The 20,959-nt window shown below is 42.1% G+C and carries 22 protein-coding genes; 13 read left to right on the top strand and 9 right to left on the bottom strand.

Going from position 1 to position 20,959, the window contains the following annotated elements:
* Nucleotides 1-6 precede the first annotated feature (6 nt).
* Entirely contained in the window at nt 7-558 is a 552-nt protein-coding gene (locus AC1DRQ_RS09705) for a DUF922 domain-containing protein (protein WP_477423967.1), read from the bottom strand.
* A 21-nt stretch (nt 559-579) separates the two neighbouring features.
* Complete coding sequence (locus AC1DRQ_RS09710; RefSeq protein WP_429400744.1) at nt 580-1,518, bottom strand: SPFH domain-containing protein; 939 nt, start codon at nt 1,516-1,518, stop codon at nt 580-582.
* 90 nt (nt 1,519-1,608) lie between these two features.
* Here AC1DRQ_RS09710 and AC1DRQ_RS09715 point away from each other — a divergent pair, with 90 nt between their 5' ends.
* Complete coding sequence (locus tag AC1DRQ_RS09715; RefSeq protein WP_429400743.1) at nt 1,609-1,794, top strand: hypothetical protein; 186 nt, start codon at nt 1,609-1,611, stop codon at nt 1,792-1,794.
* Between the two features lie 44 nt (nt 1,795-1,838).
* Here the strand turns inward: AC1DRQ_RS09715 and AC1DRQ_RS09720 are convergent, their stop codons facing one another.
* From AC1DRQ_RS09720 to AC1DRQ_RS09730, 3 genes are all read right to left on the bottom strand, one after another.
* Nucleotides 1,839-4,187 (bottom strand): S9 family peptidase, encoded by a 2,349-nt coding sequence (locus AC1DRQ_RS09720; RefSeq protein ID WP_477423970.1) that lies wholly within the window; start codon nt 4,185-4,187, stop codon nt 1,839-1,841.
* Between the two features lie 72 nt (nt 4,188-4,259).
* The gene (locus tag AC1DRQ_RS09725) at nt 4,260-5,456 is read right to left on the bottom strand and encodes a CapA family protein (RefSeq protein ID WP_477423972.1); all 1,197 of its coding nucleotides are present in this window, start codon (nt 5,454-5,456) and stop codon (nt 4,260-4,262) included.
* 33 nt (nt 5,457-5,489) lie between these two features.
* Complete coding sequence (locus AC1DRQ_RS09730) at nt 5,490-6,083, bottom strand: C40 family peptidase (RefSeq protein WP_429400740.1); 594 nt, start codon at nt 6,081-6,083, stop codon at nt 5,490-5,492.
* Nucleotides 6,084-6,577: 494 nt separating this feature from the next.
* On the opposite strand from AC1DRQ_RS09730, the gene pdhA reads away from it, so the two are divergent.
* Both pdhA and AC1DRQ_RS09740 read left to right on the top strand, forming a co-directional pair.
* Entirely contained in the window at nt 6,578-7,573 is a 996-nt protein-coding gene (gene pdhA, locus AC1DRQ_RS09735) for a pyruvate dehydrogenase (acetyl-transferring) E1 component subunit alpha (protein ID WP_429400739.1), read from the top strand.
* A gap of 40 nt (nt 7,574-7,613) precedes the next feature.
* Nucleotides 7,614-9,284 (top strand): dihydrolipoamide acetyltransferase family protein, encoded by a 1,671-nt coding sequence (locus tag AC1DRQ_RS09740; RefSeq protein ID WP_477423975.1) that lies wholly within the window; start codon nt 7,614-7,616, stop codon nt 9,282-9,284.
* Between the two features lie 312 nt (nt 9,285-9,596).
* Here the strand turns inward: AC1DRQ_RS09740 and AC1DRQ_RS09745 are convergent, their stop codons facing one another.
* Nucleotides 9,597-10,136, bottom strand: coding sequence for a DinB family protein (locus tag AC1DRQ_RS09745; protein WP_477423977.1), 540 nt, complete (start codon nt 10,134-10,136; stop codon nt 9,597-9,599).
* A gap of 203 nt (nt 10,137-10,339) precedes the next feature.
* On the opposite strand from AC1DRQ_RS09745, the gene AC1DRQ_RS09750 reads away from it, so the two are divergent.
* From AC1DRQ_RS09750 to AC1DRQ_RS09790, 9 genes are all read left to right on the top strand, one after another.
* Entirely contained in the window at nt 10,340-10,768 is a 429-nt protein-coding gene (locus AC1DRQ_RS09750; protein WP_477423979.1) for a cytochrome B, read from the top strand.
* A 232-nt stretch (nt 10,769-11,000) separates the two neighbouring features.
* Nucleotides 11,001-12,413, top strand: coding sequence for an anthranilate synthase component I family protein (locus tag AC1DRQ_RS09755; RefSeq protein ID WP_429400735.1), 1,413 nt, complete (start codon nt 11,001-11,003; stop codon nt 12,411-12,413).
* A gap of 73 nt (nt 12,414-12,486) precedes the next feature.
* Entirely contained in the window at nt 12,487-13,098 is a 612-nt protein-coding gene (locus AC1DRQ_RS09760; RefSeq protein ID WP_477423981.1) for an anthranilate synthase component II, read from the top strand.
* Nucleotides 13,099-13,297: 199 nt separating this feature from the next.
* The gene (gene trpC, locus AC1DRQ_RS09765) at nt 13,298-14,080 is read left to right on the top strand and encodes an indole-3-glycerol phosphate synthase TrpC (RefSeq protein ID WP_477423983.1); all 783 of its coding nucleotides are present in this window, start codon (nt 13,298-13,300) and stop codon (nt 14,078-14,080) included.
* A gap of 99 nt (nt 14,081-14,179) precedes the next feature.
* A complete protein-coding gene (locus AC1DRQ_RS09770) occupies nt 14,180-14,992 on the top strand; it encodes a DUF6597 domain-containing transcriptional factor (protein WP_477423985.1) in 813 nt (270 codons plus the stop codon).
* 69 nt (nt 14,993-15,061) lie between these two features.
* Complete coding sequence (locus AC1DRQ_RS09775) at nt 15,062-15,910, top strand: Rossmann-fold NAD(P)-binding domain-containing protein (RefSeq protein ID WP_477423987.1); 849 nt, start codon at nt 15,062-15,064, stop codon at nt 15,908-15,910.
* 135 nt (nt 15,911-16,045) lie between these two features.
* The gene (locus tag AC1DRQ_RS09780; RefSeq protein ID WP_477423989.1) at nt 16,046-16,822 is read left to right on the top strand and encodes a hypothetical protein; all 777 of its coding nucleotides are present in this window, start codon (nt 16,046-16,048) and stop codon (nt 16,820-16,822) included.
* Between the two features lie 159 nt (nt 16,823-16,981).
* A complete protein-coding gene (locus tag AC1DRQ_RS09785) occupies nt 16,982-17,800 on the top strand; it encodes an SDR family NAD(P)-dependent oxidoreductase (protein WP_429400729.1) in 819 nt (272 codons plus the stop codon).
* Between the two features lie 89 nt (nt 17,801-17,889).
* Nucleotides 17,890-18,780, top strand: a complete 891-nt coding sequence (locus AC1DRQ_RS09790) for a helix-turn-helix domain-containing protein (RefSeq protein WP_429400728.1) — start codon at nt 17,890-17,892, stop codon at nt 18,778-18,780.
* 60 nt (nt 18,781-18,840) lie between these two features.
* Here AC1DRQ_RS09790 and AC1DRQ_RS09795 read toward each other — a convergent pair whose 3' ends face one another.
* Entirely contained in the window at nt 18,841-19,416 is a 576-nt protein-coding gene (locus AC1DRQ_RS09795; RefSeq protein WP_477423992.1) for a hypothetical protein, read from the bottom strand.
* Complete coding sequence (locus AC1DRQ_RS09800; protein WP_477423994.1) at nt 19,413-19,748, bottom strand: PadR family transcriptional regulator; 336 nt, start codon at nt 19,746-19,748, stop codon at nt 19,413-19,415. Before AC1DRQ_RS09800 ends, AC1DRQ_RS09795 begins: the two co-directional genes overlap by 4 nt.
* Before the next feature lie 197 nt (nt 19,749-19,945).
* On the opposite strand from AC1DRQ_RS09800, the gene AC1DRQ_RS09805 reads away from it, so the two are divergent.
* Entirely contained in the window at nt 19,946-20,356 is a 411-nt protein-coding gene (locus tag AC1DRQ_RS09805; protein WP_477423996.1) for a hypothetical protein, read from the top strand.
* Nucleotides 20,357-20,374: 18 nt separating this feature from the next.
* On the opposite strand, the gene AC1DRQ_RS09810 is transcribed toward AC1DRQ_RS09805, so the two are convergent.
* Nucleotides 20,375-20,959, bottom strand: a 585-nt coding sequence (locus AC1DRQ_RS09810; protein ID WP_477423998.1) for a hypothetical protein, incomplete at its 5' end; no start/stop codon positions are given.

Consider the following 20,959-nt stretch of genomic DNA (forward strand, 5'->3'; position numbering starts at 1 on the left):
AGAAATCTAAAGTGAATTATCCGGCATAAACTGCAGCTGTTTTTGGAAATATACATCCCAGCTATGTTGTTGCATGCGGTCTGTCATGTGCTGGGTGTCCTCGTCATAATCAGCATTCAGCTGTTTGTATTTGGCGTCAATACGGTTAAAAATAGCCATGGCCTCGTACTGGTAATTGCGACTGAAACGGGTTTTACCAATTTCGCGCAGCACCTCCTGCTGTTCCAGATAGGCAATGGTATAATGACCCTGTTCGTGTTTTAATACCTCGGCCAGCAGCTGACCAGAGGATATCTGGCTCCTGTCGAGCCATGACTTTTGGGTGTTCAGTATCAAACGTACAAAGGCATTGAGTATATAGCCCCCGTTTTGGCGGCTTGCCTGGTACTTGAAATCAATAGTACAATTGGTGTAAGCAACTACGCCCCGCGCATTTGCACGGGGCGTGCCGCCAAAATCGTTAACGGTTAGCTGATGGAACTGCTGGGCTGATGCCGCGCTGATCGTCAATAAAAACAGGGCGATAACGCCGATACACTTGATCCATCTTACTTTCATGAAATATGCAGGTTAAAACTTTTACTTTTTGACCTTGTCGGCCTGTAAAAGGTTTAAGCCCATCATTTCTTTTAATGTATGCTGCATCTGGTCGGTTGATCCATCAAGAAATATCACATTGCCTTGTGAGTTTTCGGCAAAGTGCTTGATTGATTCTGTCCACATGGTAAACATGATCACCGAGGTATCCATATTGGCTTCGGCCATTTCTTTAGCGGCAACGGTCATACCACGGGCCACCTCTTCACGAAACAGGGCTATACCCTGACCGCGCAGCTGTGCGGCCTCACGCTCGGCCTGTGCCGATATTTTAATGGCGTTACCTTCGGCTTCAGCAGCTTTTGTTTTGGTGATCAGTAAAGCCTGGCCCTCGTTTTCGGCGGCGGCTTTCAGGTTATTGGAGGCAACCACCTGGCTCATTGATTTCATGATCACGTCATCAAACGTAATATCATTCAATTGCAGATCCTGCAGGTGATATCCCCAGCCTTCCAGTATCACATCAAGCTGTTCTTTAACGTGCTCCACAATGTCGCGCCTTAATATCAATACCTCGCTTTGGCGCTTGGTGGCTACAAAAGCCCTGATAGATCCTTCAACCGTGCGGATGAGGGCCTGCATCAGGTTACGCTCATCAACAAATTTAAAGGCTACATTCTTAATGGTTTCTTCCTGCTGGTCCAATACTGAATACAGCAGCATGGCTTTAAAATAAACATTTGCCTGGTCAAAGGTTACCGCCTGAAACTCCAGCTCAACCGAGCGGTTCTGGATAGATATTTTAGAATAAATGTTTTCAATAAACGGCAGTTTAAAATTCAACCCCGGGGTAAGTATACGCCGGTACTTGCCGAATATGGTAATTACCACGATTGTGCCCTGTTTTACAGACACAAAGGAGGTTGATATAATAACCAGTACAATTAATACAATAATTGAAAAGATGATTTGGCTTGTCATGGGTGATAATATTTAGTAAATAAATGTAGCAATTAATTATTGGTGTACTATTTGTTTTTATAAAATGCTTTATAAAACAGCATATAAACCATGAACCTAAAACGAACTTTTGGAGCCATACTTACCGTACTCGGTATCATAGGCTTAATTTATACAGGAATTCAGATCATCAACCATAACGGACAGGCCACCACCCTGGTAGTAGTAGGTATTATAGCCCTGCTATTTTTCTTTACAGGTATCAGCCTGGTGCGTAATACAAAAGATGAAGCATAATATAACATAAAAGGGCCGTATCAATGGTACGGCCCTTTTTAATCTTACTGCACACTATTGCGTGAGTCGGGTTTAATTTTCAACAAGTATTCCTGCGGAGGTTCGGTACCGGCCAGGTTCTTTACAAAATAATCCCAGCGGCGGCGGGTCATATATAATGAATATGCGCCATAACCATGCGCGCTATTAGGGAACACTACCAGGTCATAATTCTTATTGGCTTTCTCTAAAGCTTCAACCACCAGCATGGTATTGGTTGGGGGCACATTATTATCCATTAACCCGTGAGCAAGCATCAATTTACCTTTTAAGTTTTTAGCATAGTTTTGATTTGCCTGCGCTTCGTAATTTGATGTACCATCAGCCTGCGGTGCTAATAGGCCAATATAACGTTCGCCCCAATCATCCTCGTAGTTGCGGTTATCGTGATTGCCAGATTCTGATATACCTACTTTGAAAAAGTCGGGGAAGCGGAACATGGCTGCCGCGGTTGCAAAACCACCACCTGAGTGCCCCCAGATGCCTGCGCGGTTAATATCAATATAAGGATATTTTTGGGCCAGTTGCTGCATACCACTAACCTGATCGGGCAGGGTGTTTTCAGACATATGGCCGTAGTTCATATCGTGGTAACTTTTTGAACGCAGCGGATTGCTGGTACCTTCCAGCTGAATAACCACAAATCCAAGTTCGGCCAGGGCCTGGCAATCGCCCCTTGCCGAAGAGAATGACCAACTCCCTACACTACCACCTTGCGGGCCAGGATAAATATTATTAATGATAGGATATTTTTTTGACGGATCAAGGCTGGTTGGCGTATACATTAAGCCATAAATATCTGTTTGGCCGTCATGCGCCTTAACCGTGATGGGAACAGGAGGTTTCCAGCCGGCAGCAACAAGTCTTGAAATATCTGTTTTTTCTAACGTGCTGATCAGTTTTCCGTTCAGGTTACGCAACACGGTAACCGGGGCAACATCGGGTTTTGAGTAAGTGTCGACAAAATAACCATTTGCAGGCGATAGCGTTATCTGGTGATTTCCTTCTTCGGGTGTAAGCAGTGTTAGGTTTTTACCATCAAAACCTACTTTATACAAGTGGGTAAAATATGGGTTTCCCAGCTCGCGGCCATCTGCCAGAAAATATATCAGGCGATTCTTTTCGTCTACTTTAAGCAATTCGGTTACTGCCCAGTCGCCTTTGGTGATCTGATTTTTTACCTTACCGGTCAGGGCATCGTATAAATAAAGATGTCCCCAGTTATCGCGTTCCGAGAACCAGATAATTTCATTTGACTTAGCCAGGTATTTCCAGTTGATAGTTCCCTGACCCGATTCATATTGTGTGGCTACAGTTTCCTCAAAAACTTCGCGTACGGCACCTGTAGCTGCATCTGCAATACGAAATTTCTCCTGCTTATGATCGCGCGAGGTAGAAACAAAGGCCAGCTTGGAAGCATCGGCGTTCCAATCCACATCATCAAAAGTGCCACTGCTCGAAATATCATCGCTCAGCGTAGCCCTGTGCGGATCAGGCGGCACCTGGATATTGATCACTTTAGGGTTATCAACATCAATGATCACCCGCTGAATGGTGGCTATTTCCTTATCGCCAGGCAACGGATATTTCCATGCCTTTAACGTAGGGTGACCAACATTGGTAGTAACCAGGTACATATCGCCAACGTTACGCTGATCCTGCTTAAAGGTGGCTATCTTTTTTGAATCGGGCGACCAGCGTAATACGGGACCTTCTGATGATTTCCAGCCGGCATTATCTGTTGCGTAGCCAAAATCCTTTACACCATCGGTTGTAAGCTGTGTTTGTTTGCCGGTTTTAATATCCCGAACCCACAAGTTATCGTTCCTAATGTATGCAACCAGGTTTCCATTTGGCGAAAAAACTTCGTCCCCTCCGCCCCTGCGGCCGGTGCGTACAACACGCGGAGTACTAACTATGGCGTTATCTGGTGTAACCTGGTAACCCTGCAGGTCACATTTCCATGATTTACCATCAGCAGCAAATGAAATTGATTTTTCATCAGCCGAAAAACTCAAGTTACGGAAAGGCAGGTTGTTACCCTCATAGGTTTTGCCGGATGCGGTTGATAATGCCGCTGCCAGTTTCTGTTGATCAAAAGCCGCGGTACGCGTTTTTTTAACGGGATCAACCAAAATAAATTCGCTGCCCTGTGCGGTTAAAACCCGGTACCAGAACTTATCGCCCGATATCCAGTTAGGGGTTACCTTGCCGTGGTCAACCAATTGCTCGGTATTATAGCTCATAAAGTTTTCTGCATGAGCATAATCTTTCTCTTTGAGGGAATTGCCTTGCTGGGCATGGGCGGTTAGCGCAAATGCAACCGTAGTTATTGATAATAAAAATTTATTCATACGCTGTTGAACGTCTGTTTATAAAGAGTTAATAGTTAATTCAAGATGCAAATTAATATTTTTTAACCGTGCTTATTCTTTGGGCATTGTAACTTTTGTGAGTGAATTACCAAACGGCGGGGGAACCGTTATTTCGCCGCTATCAGAAATATTCAGGCCTGCCTCCGGGAAATCAGTTTCGGTAAGCATTCTGATCCTGAGCATGGCTTGATCAAGTGTATCACGTATCAATCCCTTATCATGCGCTTGCTTAAATGAAATAATACGGCCGTTTAAAAATTCGCCTTTTTTATTTACATAAACCTTAAGCAGGGGCGCCATACCGCAAATGCCAATTACACTTACACATTTATAGGTGCAAAAATTACCCAGGCTGTAAGCTATCAGCCGGTTCTTATACAATTCCAGGGCACGGTTAACATGAGGTCCATTTCCAAATATCATGTCGGCACCGGCATCAATGGCGTTATGGGCGAAGGCATGCACATCGCCACGTTTTTCGCCAACATAAGATTCCACAGCAAAGGGCACATGTTCAAAGTCAATCCCCTCGCCTCCGCCATGAAACGATACCATAACAATATCGCAACGTTGTTTAAGCTTCCTGATGATGCGCGCCGCCCCTTTCATGTCATGGATGGACACAGTATTGGCATTGGGCGCAAATGAGCAAAAGCCATACTTAATGCCATTAAGCTCAAACACGGTAGACGGCCGAGTAAGCAAACCTGCGTAATGTATGCCCAGGCTATCTAATGTTTTAGTGGTACTGTTGCGGCCCTTTAGGTCAAAGTCATTAATATGATTATTAGCCAGGCTCAGCAAATTAAACCCTGCATCTTTTAAAACTGAGCCATACCGGGTAGGCATTCTGAACAAATAAGCCTTGCTCCTCTGATGCAATTTAAAACGTGCCGGATCGCCAAGGTCAAGTAGTGTGCCTTCCAGGTTACCAAAAGCAACATCAGCCTTCTTTAGTTCGGCAGTTACCGCTTTAAAACTATTGCGGGCACTATCTGGTGGCAGCGTGGTACTATCAGGATATGAGGTGCCCAGCATAATATCGCCAACGGCGGCAATACAAAAGGAATCGCGCTGAACTGGGGTCACTTTAGTCGGTAAACTTTTGGGGGGACGCTGTTTTTTGTGATGTACAACCGCTTGTTTACTTTCAACGGGGTTTTCACAAGCCTGTAAAAACGGCACCACGCAGGCTACAATGAGCAATATATATGGCCTTATGGTAAAAAAAAATCCCCTCATGTTCATGAAGGGACTAATTTAATTATTTAATTGAATTTCTTAGTTATTGTTGTCGTCGGCATCGGGCGTTGAAGCTGAAGAGCCGGTAAACTCATCTTTAAATGAAGCAAGCAAGCGACCGCCTTTGTAAAAATAACGGCTGTAATAATTATCGTCAAGGCTGCTGATGGCAACGCCTCTTGATGATGCATGCGCAAATTTGTTATTCCCTAAATAAATACCAACATGTGAAATGCGGCGGCTGTGAATTTTAAAAAACACCAGATCACCTTCTTTCAGGTCATCCCTCCCTACAGGGTTCACCATGCTAAAAATATCGCGGGAGCTTCTTTTGATATCCAGGTTAAAAACCTCGCTGTATAATTCTTTGGTAAAGGCCGAGCAATCGATACCCTTTCTTGATTCGCCGCCAAAATGGTAAGGGGTGCCTATCCAATCATATACAAAATGAAAAAGTTTCATGTTTGAGGTTGCAGATAACGCAACACCCATAATTTGTGATAAATATGTTTTAGCTAAACCTTCCTGTTCGTCAGGAGCCTTGTCGGCGGGAATATTTGGAGTGATTGTTGTTTGAGCCTGTGTGGCTAAAACGCTGAAAAACAATGCAATAGCAAGGGTAATTTTCTTCATTTAATGCTTTAGTTTGCTGTTAGGGGCAACAAATTTGTTTATTAAATTAGACACTGTGTCTATCGTTGGATACAAAACTATCTATATTTTTTAAAATTGCAAATAAATGGCACTTTTTTTTCAATAAATATAAATTATTTATCTAAGCTAAAAATCTTATTAATCAAAGGCCATCCCCATTACATTTATGTTACTTTATGGTTGTGGTTTTTAAGGCCCTTTTGCTTTTTTATCAAAAAAATAATTGTTAAAATGACCTTAAAACGTCAAAATTTGCTGACAAACCGCTATATGCTATCAAAAAGCCTTTGGCTTTATAGCAATATGACAGTATAAAGTTTGGTTAAATGCACAAAACGCGGTTTACACCGCTCATTTGTAGCATTAATTTGAAATAAAAATAAATCTGCACAACAAATTCGTTGCAGTTTCGATATTTTCAAGGATATAATTAGATTTGCGCTTTACTCCAAGAAATTGATTGTTTTAATTACATGAGTTCAATCGAAATTAACAAAGACACTTACCTGATGTGGTACGAACAAATGCTTTTAATGCGCAAGTTCGAAGAAAAAGCAGGACAGCTATACGGACAACAAAAAATCAGGGGCTTTTGCCACCTGTATATTGGGCAGGAAGCCGTATTGGCCGGAGCCATGTCTGTAATAAAACAGGAAGACAGCATGATCACCGCATATCGCGACCACGCTCATGCGCTTGCTAAAGGTGTAACCCCTAATGCTGTAATGGCCGAACTATATGGCAAAGCTACCGGATGCTCAAAAGGCAAAGGCGGTTCTATGCACATGTTTGATAAGGAAAAGCATTTTTACGGTGGCCACGGTATAGTTGGCGGTCAGGTACCACTGGGTGCCGGTATCGCTTTTGCCGAAAAATATAAGGGTACCGAGTTTGTGAACATTGTTTACATGGGTGATGGAGCTGTGCGCCAGGGTGCATTGACCGAAACATTTAACATGGCCGCGCTTTGGCAACTGCCTGTAATTTTTGTTTGCGAAAACAATGGTTACGCTATGGGTACTTCTGTTGAGCGTACTACTATACAAACCGACATTTACAAATTAGGCTTACCTTATGGTATCCCGTCATCAGCTGTTGATGGTATGGACCCTGCTGCTGTACACGTTGCTATGGATGAAGCCGTTCAGCGTGCACGTAAAGGCGAAGGCCCAACCTTTTTGGAAATGCGCACTTACCGTTACAAAGGTCACTCCATGTCTGACCCTCAAAAATACCGTACTAAAGAAGAGCTGGAAAGCTATAAAGCTAAAGACCCAATTGAATTAACCAAACAAGTTATAGTAAAAGAAGGTTATGCTGATGATAAATGGTTTGAAGAGATCGAAGCAAAGATCAAGGCACAGGTTGATGAATCAGTTAAATTTTCTGAAGAATCACCATGGCCTGAGGCTTCTGAACTATACACTGATGTTTATGTTCAGGCCGACTATCCTTATATCAGAGACTAATTCTATATTTATATCAAATAATTATTCTATATAATAGTATATGGCCGAAGTAGTTAAAATGCCTAAGATGAGCGATACCATGACCGAAGGGGTATTGGCGAAATGGCATAAGAAAGTTGGCGATAAAGTGAAATCAGGCGATGTATTGGCCGAGATTGAAACTGATAAAGCTACCATGGATTTTGAATCGTATCAGGATGGCACCTTGTTATATATAGGTGTTGAAGAAGGTAGCGCTGTTCCGGTTGATGCCGTTATTGCCGTTTTAGGTAACGAAGGCGAAGATTACAAAGCCGCCCTGACACAGGATAGTGGCGCCGAAAAGAAAGAAGAAAAACCTGCTGAAGCTGCTGCCCCCGCAAAAGCTGAAAAACCTGCTGAAGATAAAAAACCTGCTGCTACCGCGGCACCAAAGGTTGACCTTTCAAGCATACCGGCTACTGTAATACGTATGCCTGCCCTTAGCGATACCATGACCGAGGGTGTTATTGAAAAATGGAATTTTAAAGTTGGTGATAAAGTAAAATCTGATGATTCCCTGGCTGACGTAGCAACCGATAAGGCTACTATGGAGGTTGTGGGTTATGAAGCAGGTACACTTTTATATATTGGCCCTAAAGAAGGCGAAGCTGCACCGGTTAATGGCATTATTGCTATTGTGGGTAAAGAGGGTACTGATATTACTCCTTTACTACAGGATACCGCCGATGCGCCTGCTGCCGCCCCGGCAGAAGAGGCTGCACCAAAAGCTGAAACCGCTACCGCGGAGGCCGAGCCTGCTGCTTCATCAACCGCTGATGACAGCCGCGTTAAAGCATCACCGCTTGCACGTAAAATAGCAAAAGATAAAGGCATTAACCTTAATGATGTAAAAGGCAGCGCCGAAGGTGGCCGCATTATTAAGAAGGATGTGGAAGAGTACAAACCAAGCGCTAAACCAGCTGCTGCTCCTGCAAGTGCCGAAGCTCCTGCAACTGCATCTGCTCCGGCTGCAAAAGCTCCTATCACCCTGCCAACTTACACCGGCGAAGAGAAATTTACCGAAAGGGCCGTTACACAAATGCGTAAGGCAATTAGCCGCCGTTTAAGCGAAAGCTTGTTTACCGCCCCGCATTTTTATGTAACCATGTCCATTGATATGGATCAGGCTATAGCTGCCCGTACCCGCATCAATGATGTTGCCCCGGTTAAAATATCATTTAATGATTTTGTATTAAAAGCTTGTGCTGTTGCCTTGAAACAACACCCTGCTATTAATTCATCATTCCTGGGCGATAAGATCCGCACTAACGAGCATATCCACATTGGTGTTGCCGTTGCGGTTGACGAAGGTTTACTGGTACCTGTAATTAAATTTGCCGACGGTAAATCATTAAGTCATATCTCGGTTGAAGTAAAAGATTTTGCTGGTAAAGCAAAATCTAAAAAATTACAACCTGCCGAAATGGAAGGCTCAACCTTCACTATATCAAACTTAGGTATGTTTGGTGTTGATGAGTTTACCGCTATTATTAACACACCAAATGCCTGTATCCTTGCCGTTAGCGGTATACAACAGGTACCAGTTGTTAAAAACGGCGCAGTAGTACCAGGCAACGTTATGAAGGTTACTCTAAGCTGTGACCACCGCGTGGTTGATGGCGCAACAGGTGCCGCGTTCCTGCAAACACTAAAATCATTACTGGAAGAGCCGGTAAGGTTACTGATCTAATTTCGGAGTTTCGAATTTCGATTTCGGATTTACCAATATTAAAGAGCGCTGGAGTTAACTCCAGCGCTCTTTTTGTTTTATCCGGTTCCGATTGTTTTATCTCTGTTCTAATTCCCTCCCCCGGGAGGGGTGTGTTGGGTGATGTAACGGCAGGAGGGGTTTCTGCGACTGATTATTTATAGAGTATAGTAAATCCTCCACTTTTGTCATTGCGAGCGCAGCGTGGCAATCTCGCCATGCTAATCAACCCATGCAAAGTCCGCTTCCCGTCCTAATGAGATTGCTTCGTTCCTCGCAATGACAATGATTTTATTAGGACACATACTTCATGATATTCTTTATCTGATGGATGTGTTTTTGGGTATGATAAATAGTTAAATACACCCATTCCAGCCGGGTTAGCGGACCCATTCCCGGAAATTTAAATCCGGCGAAGGTGCCTGTCAGGTCTTCTGTTTGAATGATACCTACCAGGCTTTCAAATGTACCTGCCAGGGTGCTAACCAACGCTTTTTTATCATGAGCCCTGTCTGAAGGTATGAGTGTTGGAGCCGCAGAAAATTTAAGATCGAAATTTAAAAACAGATCCTGAAGTTCTTTCGCATGTTGATCCGGACTCCTTTCGGTTACTTCCGCGGGCGCTTTTAAAGTATCTATTACTCCCGACACCGATAGGTTCACATGTTCGCAAACCTGAGCGGCTGTCCAGCTCCCTTCAAAGGGAACCTGATTTATATCTTCCTGTTTAATAGATGCTATAGTTTGCATCAGTTTTTTTTCTGTCGCTTCCACCTGAATCGCTACCAATTGGTTCAAGGTGATGTGTCCGGAGTTTATTGTTTGATCTTTCATAAATCCTGATATTAGGTGATAATTCAAATCTCGGTACTAAAAATCATATGCGAAGGTGGCATTAACGACACTTTTAGTGGTCTTTTGCGACAAAAAATAGTCCCACTTCTAAATCTCTCCCCAAAACGTTAACTTACTGTCAAATAACCGCTATACTTTTACAGCTTTTGCTTTTATTGTATATTCACGCAAAAATTTATGTTATGACGCTTTATAGCTTTTTACAGCATCTTCACTCTGGCTTCCGTTACATTGTAGTAGTACTCATTGTTTTGGCGGCCTTATTGGCACTGGTTAACCTGATGGGTAAAAAACCATACACCGAGGGCAACCGCAAGCTTAACCTGTTTGCCATGATATCGGCACATACCCAATTACTTATTGGCATTATATTGTATTTCGTGAGCCCGTTTGTTCAGTTTAACGGCACCACCATGAAAGATCCAATTACCCGTTTCTTTACGGTTGAACATTGGCTCATGATGGTAATTGCTATTGTTTTGATCACTGTTGGTCACAGCAAATCAAAAAAAGCAACAACGCCCGAAGCAAAGCACAAAGCCATTTTTATCTTTTATTTGCTGGCTTTGATCATAATTTGTGCTGGTATTCTATTAATTCCACGTGGCTAATAGGATTTAGCAAATAATAATTTTTCAGAAAAAATTTGGTAATTCAATTTTCTTTATAAATTTGTGACCACGATGATTAAAAGCACTCATAAAAACAGCTGGTGGCACCAATTAAATTTGGCAGCCGGATGCGTTTTTGATCAGAGATAACTAATCAATTGTAAACCTAAATAGGAAACCCGGCGACCCCAATTCGTCGGGTTTTTTTTGTTTAACGAATTTGCTAACAAACATGAATAAATTTAAAATTACTACTACTCATAAAAAGCTGCTTGCAGATACCACCACACCGGTAAGCATTTACCTGCGCCTTAGGGATGTGTTCCCAAATTCGCTGCTGCTGGAAAGCTCTGATTACCACAGCCGCGAAAACAGCTTGAGCTACATATGCTGCGAGCCAATTGCCGGTCTGGTGTTAAATAACGGCATCTTAAAAAAGCAATATCCCGATGGCAGCCACGAAACCCATGAAGCGGGCACATTTGAACTGATAGACCAGATCAACCATTTCATCGACAGCTTTGAAACCGATGCCAATCCGTCAAAAATAATATCGAACGGTTTGTTTGGTTATTTTACGCATGAGGCGGTAGAGCATTTTGAAACCATCAAACTAAAGCAAAGTGATGATGTAACCCGGCAGATCCCGGTGATGCAATACCATATTTACCGCTACATCATCGCTATTGATCACTTTAAGAACGAATTGTACATTTTTTATAACCAGGCCGAAGGTGGACCAACAAACGGTGGCGGTATCGAGAAACTGGAGTACCTTATCAAAAACAAAAACTTCCCCGAGTACAGCTTCAAAAGCCAGGATGCCGAGCAATCAAACCTCACCAATGAGGAGTTCATCAGCATTGTTGAAAAAATGAAACAGCACATTTTCAGGGGCGATGTTTTCCAGATAGTACCATCAAGGGCATTTTCGCGCACTTTCCAGGGCGATGAGTTTAATGTTTACCGTGCGCTGCGCTCCATTAATCCCTCGCCTTATTTGTTTTATTTTGATTACGGCGATTTCAGGATCTTTGGTTCATCGCCCGAGGCGCAGATCACCATAAAAAATAATGTGGCCAGTATATTCCCTATTGCGGGTACCTTTAAACGCAGCGGCGATGATGTAAAAGACGCCGAGATAGCCCGCAACCTGGAGAATGACCCTAAAGAATCGGCCGAGCACGTGATGCTGGTTGACCTGGCCCGCAACGATCTGAGTCGTCATTGTGAGCAGGTTGAGGTTAAAGCCTTTAAAGAAGTGCAGTATTATTCGCATTTGATTCACCTGGTATCGCATGTGAGCGGCAAGTTACTGCCAGGCGTATCGTCTTTTAAAATTGTGGCTGATACTTACCCTGCGGGTACGCTGAGCGGCGCGCCTAAATACCGGGCAATGGAAATTATTGATGAGAACGAAAAAGCCAAACGCAGTTTTTACAGCGGCGCCATCGGATTTCTGGGTTTCAACGGCGATTTTAATCACGCCATCATGATCAGGTCGTTCCTAAGCAAAAACAATACCCTGCATTATCAGGCAGGCGCGGGCATTGTAGCAGGCTCCATAGCCGAGAGCGAACTGAAAGAAGTTGATAACAAAATAGCGGCTTTAAGAAGGGCTGTTGAACTGGCAGAGGAGCTATAAGCCCCCTAACCCCTGAAGGGGGAACAAGAGAAACCAAACGATTTTAAATATCCGGAATAAGAGATATAAAGACATGAACGAGCAAGTGAGCAAAGCCAACTCCCCCTTTAGGGGGCGGGGGGGCATACTAATAATTGACAATTACGATTCTTTCACCTACAACCTGGTGCACCTGGTTAATGAACTTGGGCAGCAATGCGAGGTTTGGAGGAACGATAAGTTTGCCATTGACGATGTGGATGCTTTTGATAAGATCATCCTTTCACCAGGGCCGGGCATCCCATCAGAGGCCGGGCTACTGCTTGATGTGATCGAAAAGTATTCATCAACCAAAAGCATATTCGGCGTATGTCTTGGTCAGCAGGCCATAGCCGAGGTATTTGGCGGCAGTTTGTACAATTTAAGTCAGCCTATGCATGGGATAGCTACACCTATAAAGATAACCAACAGGCAGGAGCCGCTTTTTAAGGGCCTGCCAAACACTTTTAAGGTTGGCCGCTATCATTCATGGGTAGTAAGTGACAAAGATCTGCCAGAGGTGCTGCAAGTAACCGCTATTGACGAGGAAGATAATTCGATCATGGCATTATCGCACCGCGAGTATGATGTGCGCGGTGTACAATTTCACCCCGAGTCGATATTGACCCAATACGGTAAGGAGTTAATGCAAAACTGGTTAAGCTGATAGCAATTGGCAAATAATGATAACTTTGTGTTAACAAATTTTAAAGAGGTGTCATCCTGAACTTATTTCAGGATCTCTCAGGACAGCTGGCCATTTTGTTGTACAGCTTTGCATGTGGGATGCCGAAACAAGTTCGGCATGACAAAATTATTTTTTAAACTTTAAACAAATAAATTCCCCCTTTAGGGGGTTAGGGGGCATGACAATACTTGATAAAATAGTTGCTTACAAGAAAAAGGAAGTAGCATCTGCAAAAAAGCGTACTTCATATGTAGAGCTGGAAGAGTCTGAATATTTTCACCGGGAAACCTATTCGTTCAAAGAGTTTTTGCTTGACCCTACGCGCAGCGGAATTATAGCCGAATTTAAACGCAGATCGCCTTCAAAAGGCATTATTAATGATAAAGTGAGGGTTAGCGCCGTTACTAACGGCTATGCCAATGCAGGCGCCTCTGCTCTATCTGTTTTAACCGACCGCAATTTTTTTATGGGCCGCAAGGCTGATCTGGTTAAAGCCCGCTCAGTAAATACCATCCCCATCCTGCGTAAGGATTTTATGATAGACGAGTACCAGGTTATCGAGGCCAAATCATTGGGCGCCGATATTATTTTGCTGATCGCAGCCATACTTACTCCCGCCCAAATTGATACCATGGCTACGCTGGCCAAAAGCATAGGTTTAAACGTGTTGCTTGAAGTACATAACCTGGAAGAACTGGAGCGCAGCATCCACCCCAAGCTGGATGCTATAGGTGTAAACAACCGCAACCTGGCCGATTTTACCGTATCGGTTGAAACATCGTATGAACTGGCCAAACACATTCCGGCCGAGTTCATGAAAATATCAGAAAGCGCTATCAGTGACCCTGAAACCATCAGGCATTTAAAATTGGCCGGTTTTAATGGCTTTTTAATTGGCGAAACCTTTATGAAACAACCCGATCCGGGCGAGGCTATGAGGGATTTTGTAGCGCAGTTGTAAATTGGAGATTCAACTGTAATAAACTGGCATTTGCATAGTCAAATATAAAATTGCTAAATTTATGTAAGCAATTGTGGTACAATCAAATGCCTTAAAGCGATGAATTATTATCAAATTCAACCACCAGATCATCTTAAAGCATATATCAGAAGTTGCTGGGTTCTGGAAAGCGCTAATGCCGAAACTTCGCCACAATTTTTCAGAACAATGGCCGATGGTTGTCCTGGGCTTATTTTTCAACCATTGCATAAGGGCATATTATCCCAGGGCGACAAGAAGCTAAGCGATGTTTTTCTGTTCGGGCAAACTACCCGCCATGCCGAATTGAATTTAACCGGAATGTTCAACATGCTGGGTATCTATTTTTATCCCAACGCGCTTAAATCCATATTTGGTTTTAATGCCGAAGAATTAACTAATTCCTGCCTTGATATAAATGATCTGACAAAAAGGAAAGAACATCAACTTTCAGAACAGCTTTTGAATACCGCATCGGTACATAATCAGTTCAATATATTATTTGCTTATTTAACACAGGAAATCAACCATAACTTCAGGCATAACCATATGATGGAGTATGCTATGGCACAAATACTACAATCGAAAGGAGCTGTTTCGCTAAGGGAGGTACAAAAATACTTACAGCTTTCTGAACGGAGCCTGGAGCGTAGGTTTAAAGAATACATTGGCATCCCGCCTAAGTTGTTTTCACGCATTTGCCGTTTCCAGGCATCCCTGGGTTATCTGCGTAATAACAAGTATGATAAACTAACAGATGTTGCTTTTGAGAACGACTATGCCGACCAGTCGCACTTTATACGTTCCTTTAAGGAGTTTGCCGGTTTTTCACCGGTCCAGTATCAAAAAAAATCACAGGAGATCGTCGAAAATCTATCCGCGCTCACCAATTAAACGCCCACTGTCGGTTTTGTTCTATTTTCAGAATTTGGGCTGATATAGTTTTGTTAAAAAAACAAGATTATGAAAAATCAACAAAACACCGAAAAGAAAATACTGGTATTAGGTGGTACCGGAAAAACCGGAAGCCGTGTTACAGACAGACTTAAACAAATGGGCTACAACGTAAGGGTTGGAAGCCGATCAGCCGAAATACCTTTTGACTGGAACAACCAGAGCACCTGGCTACCTGTATTACAAGGCATGGATGCCGTGTACATTACCTATCAGCCAGACCTGGCCGTTCCCGGCGCCGAAGACAGCATCAGGGCATTAAGCAAATTAGCCGTAGAATGTAAGGTTAAACAATTGGTTTTACTATCGGGCCGGGGTGAATACGAAGCACAGCAATGTGAAAAAATTGTAATGGGTGCCGGCACCGACTGGACCATATTACGGGCAAGCTGGTTTTGCCAAAACTTTAGTGAAAGCTACCTTTTAGATCCCGTATTAGCCGGGCACGTAGCGCTCCCGGTTGGCAACATACCCGAACCTTTTGTTGATGCTGATGATATTGCCKACGTAGCGGTTGAGGTACTGATCAACGATGGGCATTCCGGGCAGTTATATGAACTTACCGGTCCGCGTTTATTAACTTTTCAGGAAGCTGTGCAGGAAATAGCTGATGCCACAGGCCGGCCTATCCAATATGAGCAGATTTCCATGAATGATTACTCGGCCATGCTTACTGAGTACGAGGTGCCGCAGGATATTATATGGCTGATCACCTACCTGTTCACCGAGGTTTTGGATGGCCGTAATGCCAGCCTTACCAATGGCATACAGCGCGCCCTGGGCCGCAAGCCAACAGATTTTTCTGAGTATATCCAAAAAGCTGTGGCTACTGGTGTTTGGCAGGCCGAAGAGGTTTAAAAAGCAAAAAGCTTCGGCCATATAGCCGGAGCTTTTTAATATAATTACGGTTAAACTATCATGGCTATTTATAATCATAAAGATATAATGGGATGCATACATCCGTTATTTTATTTATAAACCAATCCTTATAATATGCCGTTTAAACCCGTTCTTTTACTTACCATTGTATTAAGCCTCAACACATTTTGCAAGGCGCAAATTTTCTCAGATATTGATCCTGATATTTCGGCACAAAAATCCACTGCCAAATCTATTGATATCGCTAATGATGAAATTATTCTTTACCTTTTAATAAATGGTAACATCCCACTAAAAACCGGTATAAGGGGAGATTTTGATTACATGACCCAATTTGACGGTTTTGATAATATTGGCAAGCTGAAATCAATTGGCAACAACGCCATCACTTATTATGACAGATACGATCTGAATGAAAATTATGGCAAGCTTAAATCAATTGGTAATATCCAGGTCACTTATTACGACAGGTATGATCTTGATAATATTGGCAAGCTAAAATCAGTTGGCAATATTGCCATTGCCTGGTATGACAGGTTTGATGCTGCCGATAATTATGGTAAGCTAAAATCAATTGGCAATATGCAGATAGCTTATTATGATCGGTTTGATGGCTTTGCTAACATTGGTAAACTAAAGTCAATTGGCAATATGCAGATAACTTATTATGACCAGTTTGATGGCTTTGATAACATTAGTAAGCTAAAGTCTATCGGCAACACTAAATTCACTTATTATACCCGGTTTGACGGCCTTGATAACATCGGTAAGCTAAAATCAATAGGTAACGCGGCAATCACTTATTTCGACAGGTTTGATATAAGTGAAAACAAAGGCAAAATTAAGGCGATCACAGGAGATATTACAAGTTCCCGTCTTATCAAAAGGTAAGTACATCCCCATCTACTTATCCTGCTCTAAAAAGTAGCTTTAAATCCCTCACATAAAACATCAATACCCTAATATGTATCTGTTTTCCCCTTTTTTGTATAAATCTGTCTGAGCCTCCTCCTATAGCTTTGTATCATATTTAATTTCAATAATTTAACAATGGCAAAGACAATTTTTATAACCGGAGCATCCCGCGGATTTGGTAGGCTCTGGGCCGAAGCATTCCTGAAACGTGGCGACAAAGTAGTAGCTACCGCACGGAACCCTGAAACCCTTAATGACCTGGTTCAGCAGTATGGCGACGCTATACTTCCCATTCAATTGGATGTAAATAATCGCGAAGCCGATTTTGCAGCAATCGAAAAGGCAAAACAACATTTTGGCACTATTGACGTGCTGATCAATAACGCTGGCTATGGCCTGTTTGGCGCAATTGAAGAAACCAGCGAACAGGAAGCCCGCGAACAGATAGAAACCAATGTATTTGGTTTGTTATGGTTGACCCAGGCTGTGATACCCGTAATGAGGGCACAAGGACATGGGCATATCATCCAGCTATCAAGCGTTTTGGGTGTAGCTACCTTACCGGTTTTAGGTATTTATAACGCTTCAAAATTCGCGGTAGAAGGACTGAGCGAAACCCTGGCAACTGAGGTTAAAGGTTTTGGAATAAATGTATCCATAGTTGAGCCGAACGGCTTTGCTACCGACTGGGGGGGCGCTTCTGCAATACATACACAATCAATGCCCGAATATGAAGCCGTAAAAGCCGCTTTCGCCGAGGGTGCAACTCCTGAATTTTTTGGAGTGCCTGAAGCAACATCCGAAGCTGTGCTTAAACTGGTTGATGCCGAAAACCCTCCGCTACGCCTTTTCCTGGGCAAAGTGGCTTTACCATGGGTAAAACAATTGTATGCACAACGCCTGGCATCATGGGAAGAATGGCAGGATGTAGCGGTGGCGGCCCACGGAAAATAATCAATGCTAATTTTACTTTGATCATACTAAATACCATGGCATAATTCATACTTTTAATAGTGTGAATTATGCTTTAATTATTTTCAACCATGAAACATTATAAAAGCCTGGGCCAACTGAATCGTGAAAACGGATTCCCGTTACCTGAAAATCCGCTGCTTAGCCTGGTACATTGCAATAAAACCTGTTCCATTGGCGACAGGGCATTTACCAGCGATTTTTATATGATAGGGTTTAAAAAGCTGAAATCGGGTACCTTTTTATATGGCCGTACTAAGTATGACCATGATAATGGCTCCATGTCATTTGTAAAACCGCGGCAGATAATTGAGCTGAAAAACCTTGAATTTGAAGAAGATGGCTTCCTTATCTTTCTACATGAAGATTTTTTAAACGGGCATGCGCTACATTCAGAAATTAAAAAGTATGGCTATTTTGATTATGAAACCAATGAGGCACTGCACTTGTCGCCAAAAGAAGAGCAGATCATTTGGGAACTATTCAATAAAATTGAAACAGAATATTATAACAACCAGGACGAATACAGCAAGGATATTATCCTGGGCCACATTGATTCCATATTAAAATACTCACAACGTTTTTATAAAAGGCAGTTCATTAACCGTATTGACCTGTCAGGAAAAATGGTGTCCCGGTTTAACGAGGCGCTTTCCCAGTATTTTGAAAAAGGATTACTGCATACAAAAGGGTTGCCTACTGTAAAATTGATGGCCTCTGAGCTTCATTTGTCGCCAAATTACCTCAGTGACCTTTTAAAGCAGGAAACCGGCAAAACAGCGATGGAACTGATCCATATTTTCCTAATATCTGAAGCAAAACATCTGCTAAAGGGTTCGGATAATAACATTGCCGAAACCGCCTATTCCTTAGGTTTCGACAATCTCCCTTATTTTTCAAGGTTATTTAAAAAAGAGGTTGGTATCAGTCCCAACCAGTTTAAAAAACAAGTTTTAAATTGAAAATGAATTAAGTATAGCAAATACATAGCATAGCAATGTATAGATATTCAAAAAAGGATCTTACCTTTTCAATAAACGAAATATGAGGGTGGTTAAAGAGTAAAACACACCCATTAACAGGAATACAACCGGAATAAACAGGTCTCCAAGTAACTCAGTAGCCGCCTCTGGCAGGTCAACCATAAAACCAAATGCAACAAAATGCTCCCCTCTAACAAATAAACCGGTATGGGTTGGTGAAACTAATTTGAAAACTATCAGTGAGCCAAAAGCCAATACCAGCATATAAGCAAAAGCCAGTATGAAGTAGCCTATACCATTAAAAATATTCAGATATAGAGCCTGCAAAACATGTTTGGGATTAAAAGACTGGGTAGCCTGGCGCACTTTTTTAACTGCAATAATCGGCTGCAGTGCCACTTCGGGCGCGCCCAATTTTTCAAGGGCATCCATGAGTACATCAATTTCATTTTCGGGCAAGGCGGTATGTGTGGCCTCGTAAACATGACTGTTAAGTTCCATCTGCATCTCAAGCTGGTCAGCTGTCGATAATATACTGATGCTTCTGTTAACCCTTTTAAAATAATCGTCATAGATCTTTTGGGCCGTTGGATTGGTAAAAATTATTCTCTTCATTTTTGAATTTTATGTATAGCGATTTCTAATGTCGACCAAATTTTCTTCATTTCAGCTAAAGTAGCTTTGCCATCCTTGCTTAATGTGTAATATTTGCGGGGTATGCCCGATTCCTGCTCTATCCATTTGGAATCCACGATCCCCTCTGTTTTTAACCGGTTTAATAAAGGATACAATGTACCTTCGGCAACTTCAAGTGTGGTATGAATTTTTATTTCCTGTACAAGCTCATAGCCATAATATTCCTTTTCCTCAAGAATGATAAGAATGATATAAGATAGCGTCCCTTTCTTTACCTGGGAAAACCAGTTTTGAACAAATTCAATATTCATACAACAAATATAATACATAGCAATACAATGTACAATAGATTGCTATGTGTTTTTTTATTGTTTTGCGGCTTAGAGTCGACTAACCAACAGCCAGTATTTAAGTTTAAATGCCTTTGTATTGATCAACATGCATAACATATTGCCGTTTTATACGTATAATGTTGATATAGTGGTCCACTTAGTACTGACTGAAAAATATGAGAAAAGCAATTTTCTTAATGACATTTACCCTGCTGTGGTGTTTAACTGCCTCTGCCCAGCATGCCATACGTGCTAATCGGGTTGCCAAACATATTGGCGAAAAAATGACCGTTGTTGATAGCATTACTGCCGTTAAAACCCATAATGGTTATGTAGATATAAGCCTGGGTAAAGAAAACAGCAAACCCCTGCTTAAAGTAATACTTAATTTAACCCCCAAATTCAAACTTGATGAAGGCGATTTAAAAAATCTTAATGAATCTTTATTAGAGGTAACCGGCGATGTGGTGTTGGTAGGGAAGCAGCCAACCATTTATATCACCAATAAAGAAGATCTTTTTTTCTTTGCCTCTGCTGTAAATCAGAAATGGCAGGTATTATCCCAGCTTCCGGATAAGAAAAAATAAACGGCAAGCCCGGTAACATTAATGTGTGATAGCTCCCGCCGATTTTAAATTGATCCCTTTATCATCGGGATTATTTAGGGCATCTATTTTGGCCCTGTGCCTTTTAACCAAAATTTCGGTTTGTATTTCATTACAGGTAAAAACGGCTACCCCCATGTCCATCCTAATTTCATAATTTAAAGACAGGCTAACCGCTCTTGATTTCCAATCATAAATATCAACATAATCATCGGGCTTGCTGGTGAACAAACCATAATCAGCTAAAAAACCCCGTAAAACCTTATAGCCTTCAGATCTTTTGAAAAAAAGATAAATATTAACAATCTTATTTTTATAAACACGTAAACCTATTGACTCCATATACAAAGCCTCACCCATTTTTAATACATCAGCATTTGTATATAGATAACTTAGGCAGCTATCGGTATCTATCTGGTTATTATTATCAAGGAATGATAAATCTCCACCGGATAGCTCACTAATATCTGATCCTAATTTAATGCCATTAAAACCATTACATGCTTTTAAATATTCAATGGAGCCGGGTCTTTTTAACTGGGCAGAAACAAACAAAGGGGATGAAAGTAAAGCTATGAATAAGCT

The sequence above is a fragment of the Mucilaginibacter sp. P4_E8 genome (genome assembly GCF_056401495.1).